Raw genomic sequence first — 15,941 nt, 5'->3', positions numbered from 1 at the left:
GTCCCCTCGCCCTTTGGGAGAAGGAGCTGGTATGGCGTTGTAGTCTGGTACAGTAATTAATCTGTAACGCCGTTGAGGTCTAGGCTTAGTGCCAAAGCAAAGTGGTAGCACATTCGGTCCCCTCGCCCTTTGGGAGAGGGTTAGGGTGAGGGGCCTTTGTTAATGCAAAAAACTACCGTTTAGCGCGCTCGGCGCTCAGAGTGGCAATGCGCATAATCACCGCCACCGCCTGCTCCATCCCTTCCAGCGTAATAAACTCATGCTTGCCATGGAAATTATAGCCGCCGGTAAACAGGTTTGGACAAGGCAGCCCCTTGAAGGACAGCTGTGCACCATCGGTACCACCGCGGATCGGCTTCATCACCGGCTCAATATCGCAGTCCCGCATCGCCTGCTGTGCCAACTCAATCACATGAGGATGCTCGGCCACCTGCTCCCTCATGTTGTAGTAATTATCCTCGATCGCCACCTCAATGTAGCAATCCCGTGGTAAACCACGGCCAACCTTTTGCGCGACTTCAATCATCTTGCGCTTGCGAGCCTCAAAGCCTTCACGCTCAAAATCCCGCAGGATGTAGTGCATCTCGGCACGTTCGACGTTCCCCTTGATGCTGTTGAGATGGTAAAAGCCCTGATACCCCTCGGTATGCTCCGGTGTTTCCTCGGCGGGTAACTCCTGTTGGAAACGGGTTGCCAACGACAGCGCGTTCACCATCACCCCTTTGGCACTGCCAGGATGTACGTTATTACCGACGATTTTCACCGTCACTGCCGCTGCATTGAAGTTTTCACACTCCAGCTCACCAACTCCACCACCATCAACGGTGTAAGCCCACGCGGCATCAAACGCGGCAACGTCAAAGAAATGCGCTCCCTTGCCCACTTCTTCATCCGGCGTGAACGCCACGCGGATATCGCCGTGAGGTATTTTTTGCTGCTTTAGCCGCACCATCGCGGTCAAGATCTCGGCAATCCCGGCTTTATCGTCAGCCCCCAACAGCGTTTTGCCGTCGGTGGTGATCAGCGTTTGCCCCAGCATCTGATGCAAAATCGGGAACATCACCGGCGATAACACTTCATCACCGATACCTAAGGCAATGTCACCGCCGCGATAGTTTTCCACTACCTGCGGTGTCACATGCTTACCCGAAAAATCGGGTGAGGTATCAAGGTGAGAAATAAAGCCAATGGCCGGCACTGGCCAGCTCACATTGCCAGGCAGCGTGCCCATCACGCAGCCATGTTCGCTTAGCGATACCCGTTCAAACCCCAGCCCAATCATTTCCTGTTGCAACGCACGCGCCAGCTTCAGTTGCCCTTCGGTACTAGGCACATGTTTGACGTTCGCTTTAGCCTGTGTGTCAAATGAGACGTAGTTAAAAAAGCGATCTAGTAGTTTATCCATGGTTCCGCCCTCAGAATTTCGCGTTTCATTATGCGGAACCGATCCGGATCAAATATTGAGACAGGTCATTAATAATCAGATTTAACACAAATCATTAAAGCAAGTGATGGTTTAATAGGGTAACTACCGACGCAAAAATCGGCCAACTGGCATGATTTATGGGCTGTTTGGCTTTCAATTACCGGATTCAGCGTCTATCATGCGCCCTCTTAAATTTTTGATCGGCGCCGCTGGCTTTGAGCTTCAGTACCTGACGGGTCACTCCCGTAAGCTCGCGCAGTCTTTTCCAGCGGCGGTTCTATCTGCACCACCGTACGGGATAGAGACACTAAAATGACTGAACAATCCTCTTTGGTTACACTGAACGCCCTGAGTAAAAGCTTTGACGGCAAAGAGATCATTCGCGATCTCAACCTTGAGATTAACGATGGTGAATTCCTGACCCTGCTTGGCCCTTCCGGCTGCGGGAAAACCACCGTGCTGCGGCTGATTGCCGGGTTGGAAAATGCCGACCACGGGCAGATCGTGCTCGACGGGCAAGACATCACCGCCATCCCGGCCGAGCATCGGCACGTTAACACCGTGTTTCAAAGCTATGCCCTGTTCCCCCATATGACCGTGTTTGAAAATGTCGCCTTTGGCCTGCGCATGCAGAAAACCCCAGAGGCGGAGCTAACACCGCGCGTGGAGGAAGCTCTGCGCATGGTGCAATTGGACGAGTTCGCTCAGCGCCGCCCGCATCAACTGTCTGGTGGGCAACAGCAACGGGTCGCGATTGCCCGGGCCGTGGTGAATAAACCTAAACTGTTGCTGCTCGACGAGTCGCTTTCGGCACTGGACTACAAGCTGCGCAAGCAGATGCAGAACGAGTTGAAGGCGCTACAGCGCCAATTGGGCATCACCTTTGTGTTCGTCACGCACGATCAGGAAGAGGCGCTGACCATGTCCGATCGGATTGTGGTGATGCGCGACGGGCGAATAGAACAGGACGGTACCCCACGGGAAATCTACGAAGAGCCCAAGAACCTGTTTGTCGCCAGCTTTATCGGTGAGATCAATATCTTTGATGCGGTAGTGCTACATCGTATCGATCCACAGCGGGTGCGCGCTCGTGTAGAAGGCCGTGAGTGTGATATCTACGCCGATCTCCCGGTTGAGCCTGGGCAATCCCTGAAAGTTCTACTGCGCCCGGAAGATCTGCGCGTTGAAGAGGTGAACGACAGCGAGCAGATAGATGGCCTGATCGGCTACGTGCGCGAACGCAACTATAAAGGCATGACGCTAGAATCGGTGGTTGAACTGGAAAACGGTAAGATGGTGATGGTCAGCGAGTTCTTCAATGAAGACGATCCTGACTTTGACCACTCGTTAAACCAGAAGATGGCGATAACCTGGGTTGCAAGCTGGGAGGTAGTGCTGGCCGATGAAGAAATCGCGTAATTTGCTGCAAAACCTGGTGATCAGCGGCACCGTCGGCTGGCTGGTGCTGTTTGTTTTTCTGCCGAACCTGATGATCATCGGCACCAGTTTCCTCACCCGTGACGATGCCAATCTGGTGCAGATGGTGTTCACTCTGGATAATTACACCCGGCTGTTTGATCCCCTGTATGGCCAAGTGATGCTCCACTCGCTGAACATGGCGGCGATCGCCACCTTGTGCTGCCTGCTGCTGGGTTATCCCTTTGCCTTTATTCTGGCTCGCCTGCCGCAAAGAGTACGCCCGCTGCTGCTGTTCCTGCTGATTGTGCCCTTCTGGACCAACTCGCTGATCCGTATCTATGGCCTGAAACTGTTTCTCAGCACCCGCGGCTATCTGAACGAGTTCCTGATGTGGGCCGGAATCATCGACACGCCGTTACGCATTATGTATACCTCTGGCGCCGTGGTGCTGGGGCTGGTCTACATTTTGCTGCCATTTATGGTGATGCCGCTCTACTCCAGCCTGGAAAAGCTGGATAAATCCTGCCTGGAAGCGGCCCGCGATCTCGGGGCCAGCAAGCTGCAAACCTTTATCCGCATCATCATTCCGCTGACTATGCCAGGCATTATCGCCGGTTGCCTGTTGGTGCTGCTGCCCGCTATGGGGCTGTTCTACGTGGCCGACCTGATGGGCGGAGCCAAAAACCTGCTGATCGGTAACGTCATCAAGAGCCAGTTCCTGAATATCCGTGACTGGCCGTTTGGTGCCGCCACCAGCATTTGCCTGACGCTGGTGATGGGGCTGATGCTGTGGATCTATTACCGGGCCGCCAAGCTGCTGAACAAAAAGGGGGAGCTGGAATGATCGGACGCCTGTTGCGCGGTGGCTTTATGAGCCTGATTTACGCCTATCTCTATATTCCCATCGTGATCCTGATCGTTAACTCGTTCAACACCTCGCGCTTTGGCATCAACTGGCGGGGTTTTACCACCCACTGGTACAGCATGTTGATGAACAACGACAGCCTGTTGCAGGCCGCTGGGCACTCGCTGACCATGGCGGTGCTTTCCGCCAGCTTTGCGACCATGATCGGCTCTTTGGCGGCGGTGGCATTGTATCGCTATCGCTTCCGCGGGAAACCCTTCGTCGGTGGCATGCTGTTTGTGGTGATGATGTCGCCGGATATCGTCATGGCCATCTCGCTGCTGGTGCTGTTTATGCTGCTGGGGGTCTCGTTGGGCTTCTGGTCGCTGTTATTTTCGCATATCACCTTCTGCCTGCCCTTTGTGGTGGTCACCGTCTATGCGCGCCTGAAGGGCTTTGACGTCAAGATGCTGGAGGCCGCACGCGATCTGGGTGCCAGCGAAATGGTGATCCTGCGTAAAATCATCCTGCCGCTGGCGATGCCCGCCGTCGCCGCCAGTTGGCTGCTAAGCTTCACGCTGTCGATGGATGATGTCGTGGTCTCTTCGTTCGTGACCGGGCCAAGCTACGAGATTTTGCCGTTGAAGATCTATTCGATGGTGAAAGTCGGCGTATCTCCTGAAGTTAACGCCCTGGCGACCATTCTGCTGGTGTTATCGCTAGCGCTGGTACTGACCAGCCAACTGCTGTTGCGCGATCGGCAAAAACACTGATTTGCCAACGGGATAAGCGCCTTTACCCCACTGGGTACGCCACCTATAATGGCCACTCTCTGGGGTATCGCGCATCACGCTATACTGTAAAAACACGCACTGCTAAAGGATCCGCACCATGAAAAAGTGGTCACATCTGCTCGCAGCCGGGATGATGGCACTGAGCCTTGGCTCGGCAAACGCCGCGGACGACGGCAAAACGCTCTATTTCTACAACTGGACCGAGTATGTCCCGCCTGGGCTGCTGGAACAGTTCACCAAAGAAACCGGTATCAAGGTGATTTACTCCACCTATGAATCCAACGAAAGCATGTACGCCAAGCTGAAAACCTACCGGGACGGCGCGTACGATCTGGTAGTCCCTTCCACCTATTTCATCGCCAAGATGAGCAAGGAAGGGATGCTGCAAAAGATCGACAAAAGCAAACTCAGCCACTTTAACGATCTCGATCCCAACCTGTTACACAAGCCGTTCGATCCCAACAACGATTACTCCATTCCCTATATCTGGGGGGCAACCGCCATTGGCGTCAATACGGATGCCATTGATGCCAGCACCGTAACCGCCTGGGCCGATCTGTGGAAACCGGAATACAAAGGCCGCGTGCTGCTCACCGATGATGCGCGTGAAGTGTTCCAGGTCGCGCTACGTAAGCTGGGTTATTCGGGCAATACCACCGATCCTAAACAGATCGAGGCTGCCTATAACGAGCTCAAGACGCTGATGCCAAACGTGCTGGCGTTTAACTCTGATAACCCCGGCAATCCGTATATGGAAGGTGAAGTCGATCTAGGCATGGTGTGGAACGGTTCGGCCTATGTCGCACGCCAGGCTGGAACCCCACTGGAGATCGTCTGGCCGAAAGAAGGCGGTATTTTCTGGATGGATAGCCTGGCTATTCCGGCTAATGCCAAGAACGTCGAGGGAGCGTTGAAGCTGATCGACTTCCTGCTACGCCCGGAGATCGCGGTGCAGGTGGCGGAAACCATCGGTTACCCTACCCCCAATCTGGCCGCGAGAAAGCTGTTGCCTAAAGAGATCGCCAACGACAAATCGCTGTATCCAGATAATGCGGTGATTGAGAACGGTGAATGGCAAAACGATGTGGGCGATACCAGTACGCTGTATGAGACCTACTTCCAGCAGCTAAAAGCCGGACGCTGATCCCCTCAGCAGCTCCCTCTCCCACAGGGAGAGGGAGCTGCTAAAGTGGCATGGTCAGATCTCGCGTTCAATCTGTATCCCCCATGTCCAGGTAAGTTTCTATAACTGATAGCGGACTTGAACCCTCTCCCGGCGGGAGAGGGTTCAAGTGAGGGGCAAGCACCAATCTCCCCCCAACTTCCTGCTACGGTTTATCCGCCCGCTCGACCTTGCCCATCAGGAACTTGTGCACAAAGCGTGGCACCACTTCGCTGGCCGGGCCGTAATGCTTCTCTTCGAACTGGCTTTCCACCAGGCTCGGCTCCAGGTTCAGCTCCATGGTATAAGCCCCGCCCAACCGTGCCTCGTGAACAAAACCTGCCGCCGGGTAAACATTGCCAGAAGTGCCAATCGCAATAAAGAAATCGGCCTTGGCCAACGCGGCGTAAATCTCATCCATGCCCAACGGCATTTCACCAAACCACACCACGTGGGGCCGCAGAGGCGCAGGGAACTGGCAACAGTGGCAACGTTCTTCCACGCTCAGGTCTCCCAACCATTCCACCACCTGCCCAGAACTGGTGCAGCGCACTTTCAGCAGCTCGCCGTGCATATGCAGCACCTGTTTGCTACCGGCCCGCTCGTGCAGGTTGTCGATATTTTGCGTGACCAGCAGGAAGTTCTCCTCACCCAACCACTCTTCCAAATCGGCCAGCGCACGATGAGCCGCATTAGGGCCAATATCCGACTGCTGCAGCTGCCGGCGGCGCGCATTATAAAACTCCTGCACCAAGGCAGGATCGCGCTGAAAACCGTCCAGGGTAGCGACATCTTCCACCTTGTGCTCTTCCCACAGCCCATCGGCAGCGCGGAAAGTACGGATGCCAGACTCGGCAGAGATCCCAGCCCCCGTCAGCACCACAACAAACGGCTTTTTCAGCTCTGCCGCCGCCATGGTATCGCGTTGGAATATCCGCGAGCGAAAACGCTGATGCCGCACATGCTTACTCTTGCGAAACTGACACAACCGATGGCGAGTGTGCATGAACTCTCCTTATTTATGACTTTCCACCAAATTGAGGAACGCTGCCCCGCGAACACCACCGGCATCGCCATAGCGCGCCTTCTCGATGCGTGGCAGTTTGGCTACCCGTAACAAATGGGTGGGCAAACGCTGGGGCAACGCCTGATAAATTGCGGCAAAATTCGATAAGCCGCCGCCAATCACCACCAGGTGGGGGTCGATGATGGTCAGCAGGTTGCCCAGGCAAATGGCCAGGACATCCAGAAAACGTTCTACGTGCGCCACGGCCTGTGGCTCACCGGCCTGATAATGCGCAATGATTTGCTGCGCTGGCAACTGTTGTTGATAAAAATGCGCGTACATCCACTCAAATCCGCGGCCCGAGATGTAATTCTCAATGCAACCGTCATGGCCGCAGCCACAGGGAACGCGAGGAATATCACGCCCGAGCACCTCCAGCGCATCCACAGGCAAGCGGAAATGGCCAAACTCTCCGGTGATAAAGTTACGCCCAGAGACCACTTTACCATTAACGATCAAACCACCACCAACTCCGGTACCCAGGATGATACCCAGCACCGTCGGGTAATGGCGAAACTCTTCGTCCCAAGCTTCCGAGAGCGTGAAGCAGTTGGCGTCGTTATCGACCTTGACCTCACGGCCAATCAGCGCGCTCAGATCGCGAGGCAGCGGCTGCCCCATCGCGGCCGGGACGTTGGCGGTAAACAAGGTGCCATCTTCATTTGGCAGCCCGGGAATACCTATGCCCACCAACCCTTGCGTACCACCGACGGCATCGGCCTCATGGGTGAGATCGCGTAATACCGCCAGCAGTTGCCGGTAGTCGTCACGCGGCGTCGGCACCCGCTTTTGCCAGATACGTTGCAGATTAGCGTCGAACACCCCAAGTTCAATCTTGGTGCCGCCCATGTCGAAACCGTAGTACATAACTCGCCCTCAGGGTAAAAAAATGGGGCCCGCTACTGGCCCCAGGTTTTTATTACTGCCCGCTCAATACGCGGGCCGGATCGATGCGGCTGGCACGTCTGGCCGGATACCAACTGGCCAGCAGGCTAAGCACGATTGCCGTACCCAGTACGATCGCCACGTCAAGCCAGTGCAGCTCGGACGGCAGGAAATCGATAAAGTAGATGTCACCAGACAGGAAAGAGTGGCCCATCAGCTTTTCGATACCTTTCATGATATTAGTCAGTTGTAGCGAGGCAATCACTCCAACCACTACCCCACTAAGGCTACCTACCAGCCCGGCCAACAGGCCATACCAGACAAAGATGGCGCGGATAAAGCCGTCTTTGGCCCCCAGCGTACGCAGCACGGCAATGTCGCCGCTCTTGTCCTTCACGGCCATCACCAGGGTGGAAACGATATTGAAACAGGCTACGCCAATCACCAGCACCATCGCCAGATACATGATGGCGCGGATCATCTGAATGTCGCGATACATAAAGCCGTAGGTACCAATCCAGCTCTTGATATAGACGGTGGCATCAGCGACTTCCCCAGCGTCACGCACCAGCTTGTTAGCGGCGAAGACGTCGTTGACCTTGATGGCGATGCCGGTGACACTGTCACCCATATCCAGATATTGCTGGGCATCTGCCAACGGCACCATGGCCAGACTGTGATCGAGCTGGCCGCTAAGTTGCAGAATACCGGTGACATGCAGGCGAATACGCTTCGGCTGCAACAGTTTCATCTCAGGATCGCTATTGGGGATCATCACTGTGACGTAAGAGCCCTGCTTCACGCCCAGAGCGTCAGCCACCCCTTTGCCCAGGATCACCTGCTGCTCACCGCTTTTGAAGTTAGCCCAGGCATCGCCCTGCACATAACTTGGCAGCGCGCTGAGCTGTTTTTCCTGCGCAGGATCGACCCCTTTTACCTGCACGGCACGTAGCTGAGCACCATTTTCCATCAGCCCGGTAAAGTTGATATAGGGTGCCGCAGCCAAAATGCCCGGTACCTTTTCGACTCGTTGCAGGATCTCCGGCCAGCCGGTGAACGGTTGCTTGACCGGTTCGATCTCACCGTGCGGCACCACCGCCAGAATACGGTTCTGCAGTTCACGTTCGAAGCCGTTCATTGCGCTCAGCCCCACGATCAGCACCGCAACGCCCAGCGCGATGCCGATGGTGGAGATCACCGAGATTAACGAAACCATGCCGCCGCGCCGCCGGCCACGGCTAAAACGCAGCGCCATCAGCAATGAAAGTGGCGAAGCGCTCATTACTCGGCCCCCATCAGGGTCAGTTGCGCCTGTAGATGGCCGTCTGCCATTTCCAACTGGCGGCTCAGGCGTTTAGCGAGTTGCAGATCGTGGGTGACCACCAAAAATGCGGTGCCCTGACGTACGTTCAATTCGCCCAGCAAATCGAAGATGCTGTCTGCGGTGCGTTTATCCAGGTTGCCGGTAGGCTCATCCGCCAATACCAGCGAAGGGTTATTCACCAACGCCCGGGCAATCGCCACGCGCTGACGTTCGCCGCCGGAGAGCTCGGACGGGCGATGTTTGCTACGTTTTTCCAAGCCCACGGCCGCCAGCATCTCCAGCGCCTTTTCCTTCGCCAGCGCCGGTTTCATGCCGCCGATCAGCAGCGGCATCGCGGCGTTCTCCAGCGCGGTGAAATCTGGCAGCAGATGATGGAACTGATAGATAAAGCCGAGCTGGCGGTTGCGCAGTTCAGCTTTGGCAGTAGAAGAAAGCTTGTTCAACGACTGCCCTTTGTAGATCACCTCACCCGAGGTGGGCGAATCCAGCCCCCCCAGCAGGTGCAGCAAAGTACTTTTACCAGACCCCGAGCTGCCGACGATCGCCATCATCTCGCCCGGTTGCATGGCAAAACTGACATTGCGCAGCACGTCGGTATGCAGGTTGCCTTCCTGATAGGTTTTACACAGGCGCTCACACTGCAATAAAGGATGGTTACTCATAACGTAAAGCCTCAGCGGGTTGTACGGCGGCAGCGCGCCATGAAGGGTAAAGCGTGGATAACAGCGAGACCGCCATCGCCACTACGGCAATGATCGTCACCTGGATAGGGTCAACCGCCACCGGCAGAGAAGCCCCGTCGATCAACGCGCCAAGGATCGGCATCAGGTTGTTCAGATTGGTGGCAAGCAGAACGCCTAACAGCGTTCCCAGTAGCGAGCCGATAATCCCGGCGCTGGCCCCCTGCACCATAAAGACCGACATGATCTGCCGCCGCGTCAGGCCCAGGGTTTGCAGAATGGCCACTTCGCCTTGCTTCTCCATCACCAACAGGCCCAGCGAGGTAATAATATTGAATGCCGCCACTGCCACGATCAGGCTAAGCAGCAGCCCCATCATGTTTTTCTCCATGCGCACCGCCTGGAACAACTCGCCCTTGCGTTCGCGCCAATCTTTCCACTGGGTGCCTTCCGGCAGCGTTTGCTGGCTAAGGGTGTCAACGCTCAACGGTTGTTGCAGGAACAAACGCCAGCCGGTGATATTACCCGCTGGGTAACGCATCAGACGTGAAGCATCTTGCTGGTTCGCCAGCAGTTGATAGCCGTCCACTTCACTATTGGCGTGGAAGGTACCAATCACGGTGAACAGACGTTGGCTCGGGATGCGGCCCATCGGGGTAAACTGGCTGGCGCTCGGCACCATCAGACGCAGTTGATCGCCACGCTTGACGCCCAACTGCCCGGCAAGTTGCTCACCGATAATCAGGTTGTACTCGCCCGGTTGCAGCTGTTGCTGTTTAACGTTGACCAGATAAGGCGTCAGCGGATCAGGCTGCTGCGGGTCAACCCCCAACATGACGCCAACGGCCACGCTGCGAGCACTTTGCAGCACCACATCGCCGGTAGTCAACGGGGTGACTCGGGTGACACCATGCAGGTTTTGCACGGCAGAGGCTGGCAGCTGTTCAGGGTTGATGGAGCCCTGTTTACTGGTGATCAGTGCCTGCGGCATAAGCCCCAGGATGTTGTTTTCGAGATCTTTCTCGAAGCCATTCATCACTGAAAGCACCGTCACCAGCGCCATCACCCCCAGCGTAATGCCAATGGTGGATAGCCAGGAAACAAACCGCCCAAAGCGGTCTGAGGCTCGCCCGCGCATATAACGCAGGCCAATAAATAACGCGACAGGTTGATACATGAAATCCGTTTTGTTGCCGTAGCTTAAGCAAAGTGATCAAGGATAATAAAGGCTCTACCGGGTTTATGGAACCACCCGGCCGGTTTTATTCATCATGTTTGCACGGGTTTACAGAAAATGCCGGATTTTGACCTTCCTGATGACACGGTTGTTTCCGCTGACAGCCGTTTAACCGTTTGACAATCCGTTTACAACGGGCAAATTAATAGACTGAACGAATCAATGCCAACCACATGAGGTAGTCATGACCGTTAAGCCCCACTGCATCACCGCCGCCGATATTGCCAAAGCGGCCGAAATCCTGCAAAACCACGCGATCCGCACACCGGTAATGACTTCCCGCCAGGCGGATGAGATCGCCGGTGCCCAGCTCTTTTTCAAGTGCGAGAATTTCCAGCGCATTGGGGCCTTTAAATTCCGTGGTGCCTATAACGCCATCAGCCAATTGGCTCCGGCCCAGCGCCAGGCCGGAGTGATAGCCTTCTCATCCGGTAACCATGCGCAGGCCATGGCGTTGGCGGCCCGTGAGCTTGGGGTGAACGTCACCATTGTGATGCCACATGACGCCCCCGCTGCCAAGCTGGCGGCAACCCGCGGCTACGGAGCTAACGTGGTGATCTATCAGCGGCAAACCGAAGACCGGGAAGCCATCACCCAACGGTTAGCGGCGGAACAGGGCTTAACGGTGATCCCACCTTACGATTATCCGCAGGTGATGGCAGGCCAAGGCACCGCAGCTAAAGAGCTGATCGAAGAAGTTGGCCCGTTGGATATTCTGCTGGTTTGTACCGGTGGCGGCGGATTGCTCTCTGGATGCGCCATTGCGGCACATCACTGGTCGCCCGGTTGCCGGGTATTTGGCGTCGAACCCGAAGCGGGCAACGATGTGCAACAGGCGTTCCGCAGCGGTGAAAAAGTGTGGATCCCGGTACCAAAAACCATTGCCGACGGCGCGCAAACCCAACAGGTGGGCAATCTCACCTTCCCGATCATTCAACACTATGTGGAAGATATCCTGACGGTGACCGACCAACAGCTATGCCAGCAAATGCGTTTCTTTATGGAGCGGATGAAGATAGTAGTCGAACCGACCGGTTGCCTGGCTGCCGCTGCGGCGATGAATCAGGTCATCGATCTGCGGGGCAAAAAAGTCGGGGTGATCGTCAGCGGTGGCAACGTGGACGTCGATAAAATCGGCCAGTATCTCGCCATGGCGCAGAATTGATTAAATTACCGCCAACAGGAAGCTTGCTCGCGCTTTTACCAGTGTCAGTTTATAAGCTGCTAGGCTAGTATAACCAAGGTAAAAGGTGATGGGCTTGAACCACTTGATGGTCCCCTCACCCTAACCCTCTCCCAGAGGGAGAGGGAACCGAATGTGCCACAGCCATACTCCGTTCCTAATCGCAACACCGCTCCCTCTCCATGGGGAGAGGGTTGAGGTGAGGGAAAACGGATTAGCTTTAGCCAAACGCCAGGTAAACAGGATTTTGTGGTATTCACACGTCAAGCGCCACGGTGAACACCACAAAAACTGTTATTCAATTCATTGATTAAAGATAACTGAATGAGCATTTCTGATAAAAGCCGCAGCTCCGCATCGTCCTACCGTTACTCTCTTCCTGACCGCGCGGGCGATTTACGCCAGCTAGGGCAACTCACCGGCTCTGCCTGTGCCGTTGAATGTGCGGAAATCGCCGAACGCCATCCCGGCCCGGTGATGCTCATCGCCCCGGATATGCAAAATGCATTGCGGTTGCGTGACGAAATCCAGCAGTTTACCGATCAGATGGTGACCACCCTTTCCGACTGGGAAACGCTGCCGTACGATAGCTTTTCGCCCCATCAGGAAATCATCTCGGCGCGGCTTTCCAGCCTGTATCATCTGCCGACCATGGCACGCGGCATCATCATTTTGCCGGTGAATACGCTGATGCAACGCGTCTGCCCGCATGAGTTTCTGCATGGCCATGCGTTGGTGATGAAAAAGGGCCAACGGCTGTCGCGGGATCTGCTGCGGGCACAGTTGGAACAGGCCGGTTACCGCAGCGTCGATCAGGTGATGGAACATGGCGAATTTGCTACGCGCGGTGCGTTGCTGGATTTGTATCCCATGGGCAGCGAAGAGCCTTATCGCATCGACTTTTTCGACGACGAGATCGACAGCCTGCGCACCTTTGATGTGGATAACCAACGCACGTTGAGCGAAGTGGAAGCCATCAACCTGCTGCCAGCGCACGAGTTCCCGACCGATAAGGCCGCCATTGAGCTGTTCCGCAGCCAATGGCGTGAACAGTTTGAAGTGCGTCGCGACGCCGAACATATTTATCAGCAAGTGAGTAAAGGCACCTGGCCTGCCGGTATCGAATACTGGCAACCGCTGTTCTTCAGCCAGCCGCTGCCCTCCTTGTTCAGCTATCTGCCAGCCAATACGCTGCTCGTCAACACCGGCAACCTGGAAGGCGCCGCCGAGCGTTTCTGGCTTGATGTCAATCAACGCTATGAGAACCGGCGGATCGATCCGATGCGGCCGCTGCTGGCCCCGGATACCCTTTGGCTGCGGGTCGATGCGCTATTTGCCGAGCTGAAAGCCTGGCCGCGAATGGCGTTGAAAACCGAGGAGCTGCCCGCCAAAGCCGGTTGCACCAACCTTGGCTATCAAACCCTGCCGGATCTCGCCGTCCAGGCCCAGCAGAAGGCCCCACTGGATAATCTGCGACGCTTTATTGAAAGCTTCACCGGGGGCGTGGTCTTCTCAGTAGAGAGTGAAGGCCGCCGCGAAACCCTGCAAGATCTGCTTGGCCGCATCAAGCTGAGTACCAGCCTGATCCATCATCTGGATGAGGTCGAAGCATCGGGCCGCTACATGATGGTCGGCGCCTCCGAGCGTGGCTTCCTGGATACGCTGCGTGACCGGGCGTTGATTTGTGAAAGCGATCTGCTCGGTGAGCGCGTCAGCCGCCGTCGGCAGGATAATCGCCGCACCATCAATACCGATACCCTGATCCGCAACCTGGCAGAGCTGCACCCAGGGCAGCCGGTGGTGCATCTGGAACACGGCGTTGGCCGCTACGTTGGCCTGACGACGCTGGAAGCCGGGGGCATCAAAGCGGAATACCTGATCCTCTCCTACGCCGGTGAGGACAAACTGTACGTGCCGGTCTCTTCCCTGCACCTGATCAGCCGCTATGCCGGTGGAGCCGACGAAAACGCTCCACTGCACCGGCTCGGCGGGGATGTCTGGTCTCGAGCCAGGCAGAAAGCCGCCGAACGCGTGCGTGACGTGGCCGCCGAGCTGTTGGATATTTACGCCCAACGTGCCGCCAAGAGCGGTTTTGCGTTCAAGCATAATCGTGACCAGTATCAACTGTTTTGCCAGACCTTCCCGTTTGAGACCACGCCAGATCAGGAACAGGCCATCAACGCGGTGCTGAGCGATATGTGCCAGCCGCTGGCGATGGATCGTCTGGTGTGCGGCGACGTCGGCTTTGGTAAAACTGAAGTGGCGATGCGTGCCGCCTTCCTGGCCGTCGAGAACGGTAAGCAGGTCGCGGTACTGGTGCCGACGACACTGTTAGCACAGCAGCACTTCGACAACTTCCGCGATCGCTTTGCCACCTGGCCAATCCGCATCGAAATGATGTCGCGTTTTCGCAGTGCCAAAGAGCAGCAACAGATCCTGGAAGAGGCAGCCGAAGGCAAAGTGGATATCCTCATTGGCACCCATAAGCTATTGCAGAGCGATCTGCGCTGGAAAGATCTGGGGTTGTTGGTTGTCGATGAAGAACACCGCTTTGGCGTACGCCACAAAGAGCGCATCAAAGCAATGCGGGCCGACGTTGATATCCTGACGCTGACCGCCACGCCAATCCCGCGCACCCTGAATATGGCCATGAGCGGCATGCGCGATCTGTCGATCATTGCTACCCCACCGGCCCGCCGTCTGGCAGTGAAAACCTTTGTCCGCGAGTACGACAGCCTGGTGGTGCGCGAGGCCATCCTGCGTGAGGTACTGCGTGGCGGCCAGGTGTATTACCTGTATAACGACGTTGAGAATATCGATAAAGCCGCCGAACGCCTGGCGGAGCTGGTGCCGGAAGCGCGGATTGCCATTGGCCACGGCCAGATGCGGGAACGCGATCTGGAACGGGTGATGAACGATTTCCACCACCAGCGCTTCAACGTGCTGGTCTGTACCACCATTATCGAAACCGGCATCGATATCCCCAGCGCCAATACCATCATTATCGAACGGGCCGACCGCTTTGGCTTGGCACAGTTGCATCAGCTGCGTGGCCGCGTCGGGCGTTCTCACCATCAGGCCTATGCTTATCTGTTAACGCCAAACCCGAAGGTCATGAGCACTGACGCACACAAGCGGTTGGAGGCGATTGCCACGCTGGAAGATTTGGGGGCCGGGTTCGCGCTCGCTACCCACGATTTGGAAATCCGTGGTGCTGGGGAACTGCTGGGAGAAGACCAAAGCGGCCAGATGACCACAGTGGGCTTCTCGCTGTATATGGAGCTGTTGGAAAGCGCCGTCGACGCCCTGAAGAACGGGCGTGAGCCTTCGCTGGAAGATCTCACCAGCAATCAGACGGAAGTGGAACTGCGCATGCCAGCGCTGCTGCCCGATGACTTTATCCCGGACGTGAATACCCGTTTATCCTTCTATAAACGCATTGCCAGCGCTAAAAATGAGGGTGAGCTGGAGGAACTGAAGGTTGAGCTGATCGACCGCTTTGGCCTGCTGCCGGATGCAGCACGTAATCTGCTGCAAAGCGCGGCGATGCGTCAACAGGCGCAGATACTGGGGATCAAGCGTATCGAAGGCAACGAGCGCGGGGGCTTTATCGAGTTTGGCGATAAAAACCGGGTCGATCCAGGTTATCTGATTGGCTTGCTGCAAAGCAAACCGCAGGTTTACCGCCTGGATGGGCCGACCAAGCTGAAGTTTATGTTGGATCTTAGCGACCGGGCCGAACGATTGAAGTTTATCGGCGAACTGCTGGCGGCGTTCAGAGAGCATACTTTGGCCGCTTGATGGTCAATGTCCCCTCACCCTAACTTTCCCAAAGGGTTAAGGAATTATAACTAATTTTTATTATATTTTTCAAATAGTTAGATGGTATTTTTTACGAATTGTCTGTTCCATTTTGTTCGT

The 15,941-nt window shown here is 55.9% G+C and carries 12 protein-coding genes; 6 read left to right on the top strand and 6 right to left on the bottom strand.

All coding sequences use genetic code 11. The features are described 5' to 3' along the window. Positions 1 to 172 precede the first annotated feature (172 nt). Entirely contained in the window at positions 173 to 1,405 is a 1,233-nt protein-coding gene (pepT, locus tag A6U95_RS21400) for a peptidase T (RefSeq protein WP_065685930.1), read from the bottom strand. A gap of 333 nt (positions 1,406 to 1,738) precedes the next feature. On the opposite strand from pepT, the gene potA reads away from it, so the two are divergent. From potA to potD, 4 genes are all read left to right on the top strand, one after another. Further along, positions 1,739 to 2,845: a spermidine/putrescine ABC transporter ATP-binding protein PotA gene (gene potA, locus A6U95_RS21395; RefSeq protein WP_065685929.1), complete on the top strand. Its 1,107-nt coding sequence runs from the start codon at positions 1,739 to 1,741 to the stop codon at positions 2,843 to 2,845. Further along, a complete protein-coding gene (gene potB, locus A6U95_RS21390) occupies positions 2,829 to 3,689 on the top strand; it encodes a spermidine/putrescine ABC transporter permease PotB (RefSeq protein WP_024485242.1) in 861 nt (286 codons plus the stop codon). The genes potA and potB overlap by 17 nt, the downstream gene beginning before the upstream one ends. Further along, positions 3,686 to 4,462, top strand: a complete 777-nt coding sequence (potC, locus tag A6U95_RS21385) for a spermidine/putrescine ABC transporter permease PotC (protein WP_021804693.1) — start codon at positions 3,686 to 3,688, stop codon at positions 4,460 to 4,462. The genes potB and potC overlap by 4 nt, the downstream gene beginning before the upstream one ends. 118 nt (positions 4,463 to 4,580) lie before the next feature. Beyond that, entirely contained in the window at positions 4,581 to 5,627 is a 1,047-nt protein-coding gene (gene potD, locus A6U95_RS21380; protein WP_065685928.1) for a spermidine/putrescine ABC transporter substrate-binding protein PotD, read from the top strand. Between the two features lie 184 nt (positions 5,628 to 5,811). Here potD and cobB read toward each other — a convergent pair whose 3' ends face one another. Genes cobB through lolC form a run of 5 tightly spaced genes read right to left on the bottom strand, consistent with a single transcriptional unit; the run spans position 5,812 to position 10,777 of the window. After that, a complete protein-coding gene (gene cobB, locus A6U95_RS21375) occupies positions 5,812 to 6,651 on the bottom strand; it encodes a Sir2 family NAD+-dependent deacetylase (protein WP_065685927.1) in 840 nt (279 codons plus the stop codon). Positions 6,652 to 6,660: 9 nt separating this feature from the next. Beyond that, positions 6,661 to 7,578, bottom strand: a complete 918-nt coding sequence (gene nagK, locus A6U95_RS21370) for an N-acetylglucosamine kinase (RefSeq protein ID WP_065685926.1) — start codon at positions 7,576 to 7,578, stop codon at positions 6,661 to 6,663. Positions 7,579 to 7,630: 52 nt separating this feature from the next. Beyond that, a complete protein-coding gene (lolE, locus tag A6U95_RS21365; RefSeq protein ID WP_024531139.1) occupies positions 7,631 to 8,878 on the bottom strand; it encodes a lipoprotein-releasing ABC transporter permease subunit LolE in 1,248 nt (415 codons plus the stop codon). Beyond that, the gene (gene lolD / locus A6U95_RS21360) at positions 8,878 to 9,582 is read right to left on the bottom strand and encodes a lipoprotein-releasing ABC transporter ATP-binding protein LolD (RefSeq protein WP_024485237.1); all 705 of its coding nucleotides are present in this window, start codon (positions 9,580 to 9,582) and stop codon (positions 8,878 to 8,880) included. The genes lolE and lolD overlap by 1 nt, the downstream gene beginning before the upstream one ends. After that, a complete protein-coding gene (gene lolC, locus A6U95_RS21355; RefSeq protein WP_065685925.1) occupies positions 9,575 to 10,777 on the bottom strand; it encodes a lipoprotein-releasing ABC transporter permease subunit LolC in 1,203 nt (400 codons plus the stop codon). The genes lolD and lolC overlap by 8 nt, the downstream gene beginning before the upstream one ends. A gap of 244 nt (positions 10,778 to 11,021) precedes the next feature. On the opposite strand from lolC, the gene A6U95_RS21350 reads away from it, so the two are divergent. Both A6U95_RS21350 and mfd read left to right on the top strand, forming a co-directional pair. Then, positions 11,022 to 12,002, top strand: coding sequence for a threo-3-hydroxy-L-aspartate ammonia-lyase (locus A6U95_RS21350; protein WP_065685924.1), 981 nt, complete (start codon positions 11,022 to 11,024; stop codon positions 12,000 to 12,002). Positions 12,003 to 12,344: 342 nt separating this feature from the next. Further along, positions 12,345 to 15,821: a transcription-repair coupling factor gene (gene mfd, locus A6U95_RS21345; protein WP_065685923.1), complete on the top strand. Its 3,477-nt coding sequence runs from the start codon at positions 12,345 to 12,347 to the stop codon at positions 15,819 to 15,821. Positions 15,822 to 15,941 lie beyond the last annotated feature (120 nt).

Origin of the sequence: Serratia sp. 14-2641, assembly GCF_001692375.1 — a bacterium.
Lineage (GTDB): Bacteria > Pseudomonadota > Gammaproteobacteria > Enterobacterales > Enterobacteriaceae > Chania > Chania fonticola_C.
The sequence above is the reverse complement of the archived record's forward strand: the minus strand, read 5'-3'. Positions and strand labels throughout refer to the sequence as shown.

What these genes read in the sequence shown, in the direction of transcription:
- pepT (WP_065685930.1), bottom strand. Translation starts at nt 1,405, where the DNA reads ATGGATAAACTACTAGATCGCTTTTTTAACTACGTCTCATTTGACACA.
- potA (WP_065685929.1), top strand. Translation starts at nt 1,739, where the DNA reads ATGACTGAACAATCCTCTTTGGTTACACTGAACGCCCTGAGTAAAAGC.
- potB (WP_024485242.1), top strand. Translation starts at nt 2,829, where the DNA reads ATGAAGAAATCGCGTAATTTGCTGCAAAACCTGGTGATCAGCGGCACC.
- potC (WP_021804693.1), top strand. Translation starts at nt 3,686, where the DNA reads ATGATCGGACGCCTGTTGCGCGGTGGCTTTATGAGCCTGATTTACGCC.
- potD (WP_065685928.1), top strand. Translation starts at nt 4,581, where the DNA reads ATGAAAAAGTGGTCACATCTGCTCGCAGCCGGGATGATGGCACTGAGC.
- cobB (WP_065685927.1), bottom strand. Translation starts at nt 6,651, where the DNA reads ATGCACACTCGCCATCGGTTGTGTCAGTTTCGCAAGAGTAAGCATGTG.
- nagK (WP_065685926.1), bottom strand. Translation starts at nt 7,578, where the DNA reads ATGTACTACGGTTTCGACATGGGCGGCACCAAGATTGAACTTGGGGTG.
- lolE (WP_024531139.1), bottom strand. Translation starts at nt 8,878, where the DNA reads ATGAGCGCTTCGCCACTTTCATTGCTGATGGCGCTGCGTTTTAGCCGT.
- lolD (WP_024485237.1), bottom strand. Translation starts at nt 9,582, where the DNA reads ATGAGTAACCATCCTTTATTGCAGTGTGAGCGCCTGTGTAAAACCTAT.
- lolC (WP_065685925.1), bottom strand. Translation starts at nt 10,777, where the DNA reads ATGTATCAACCTGTCGCGTTATTTATTGGCCTGCGTTATATGCGCGGG.
- A6U95_RS21350 (WP_065685924.1), top strand. Translation starts at nt 11,022, where the DNA reads ATGACCGTTAAGCCCCACTGCATCACCGCCGCCGATATTGCCAAAGCG.
- mfd (WP_065685923.1), top strand. Translation starts at nt 12,345, where the DNA reads ATGAGCATTTCTGATAAAAGCCGCAGCTCCGCATCGTCCTACCGTTAC.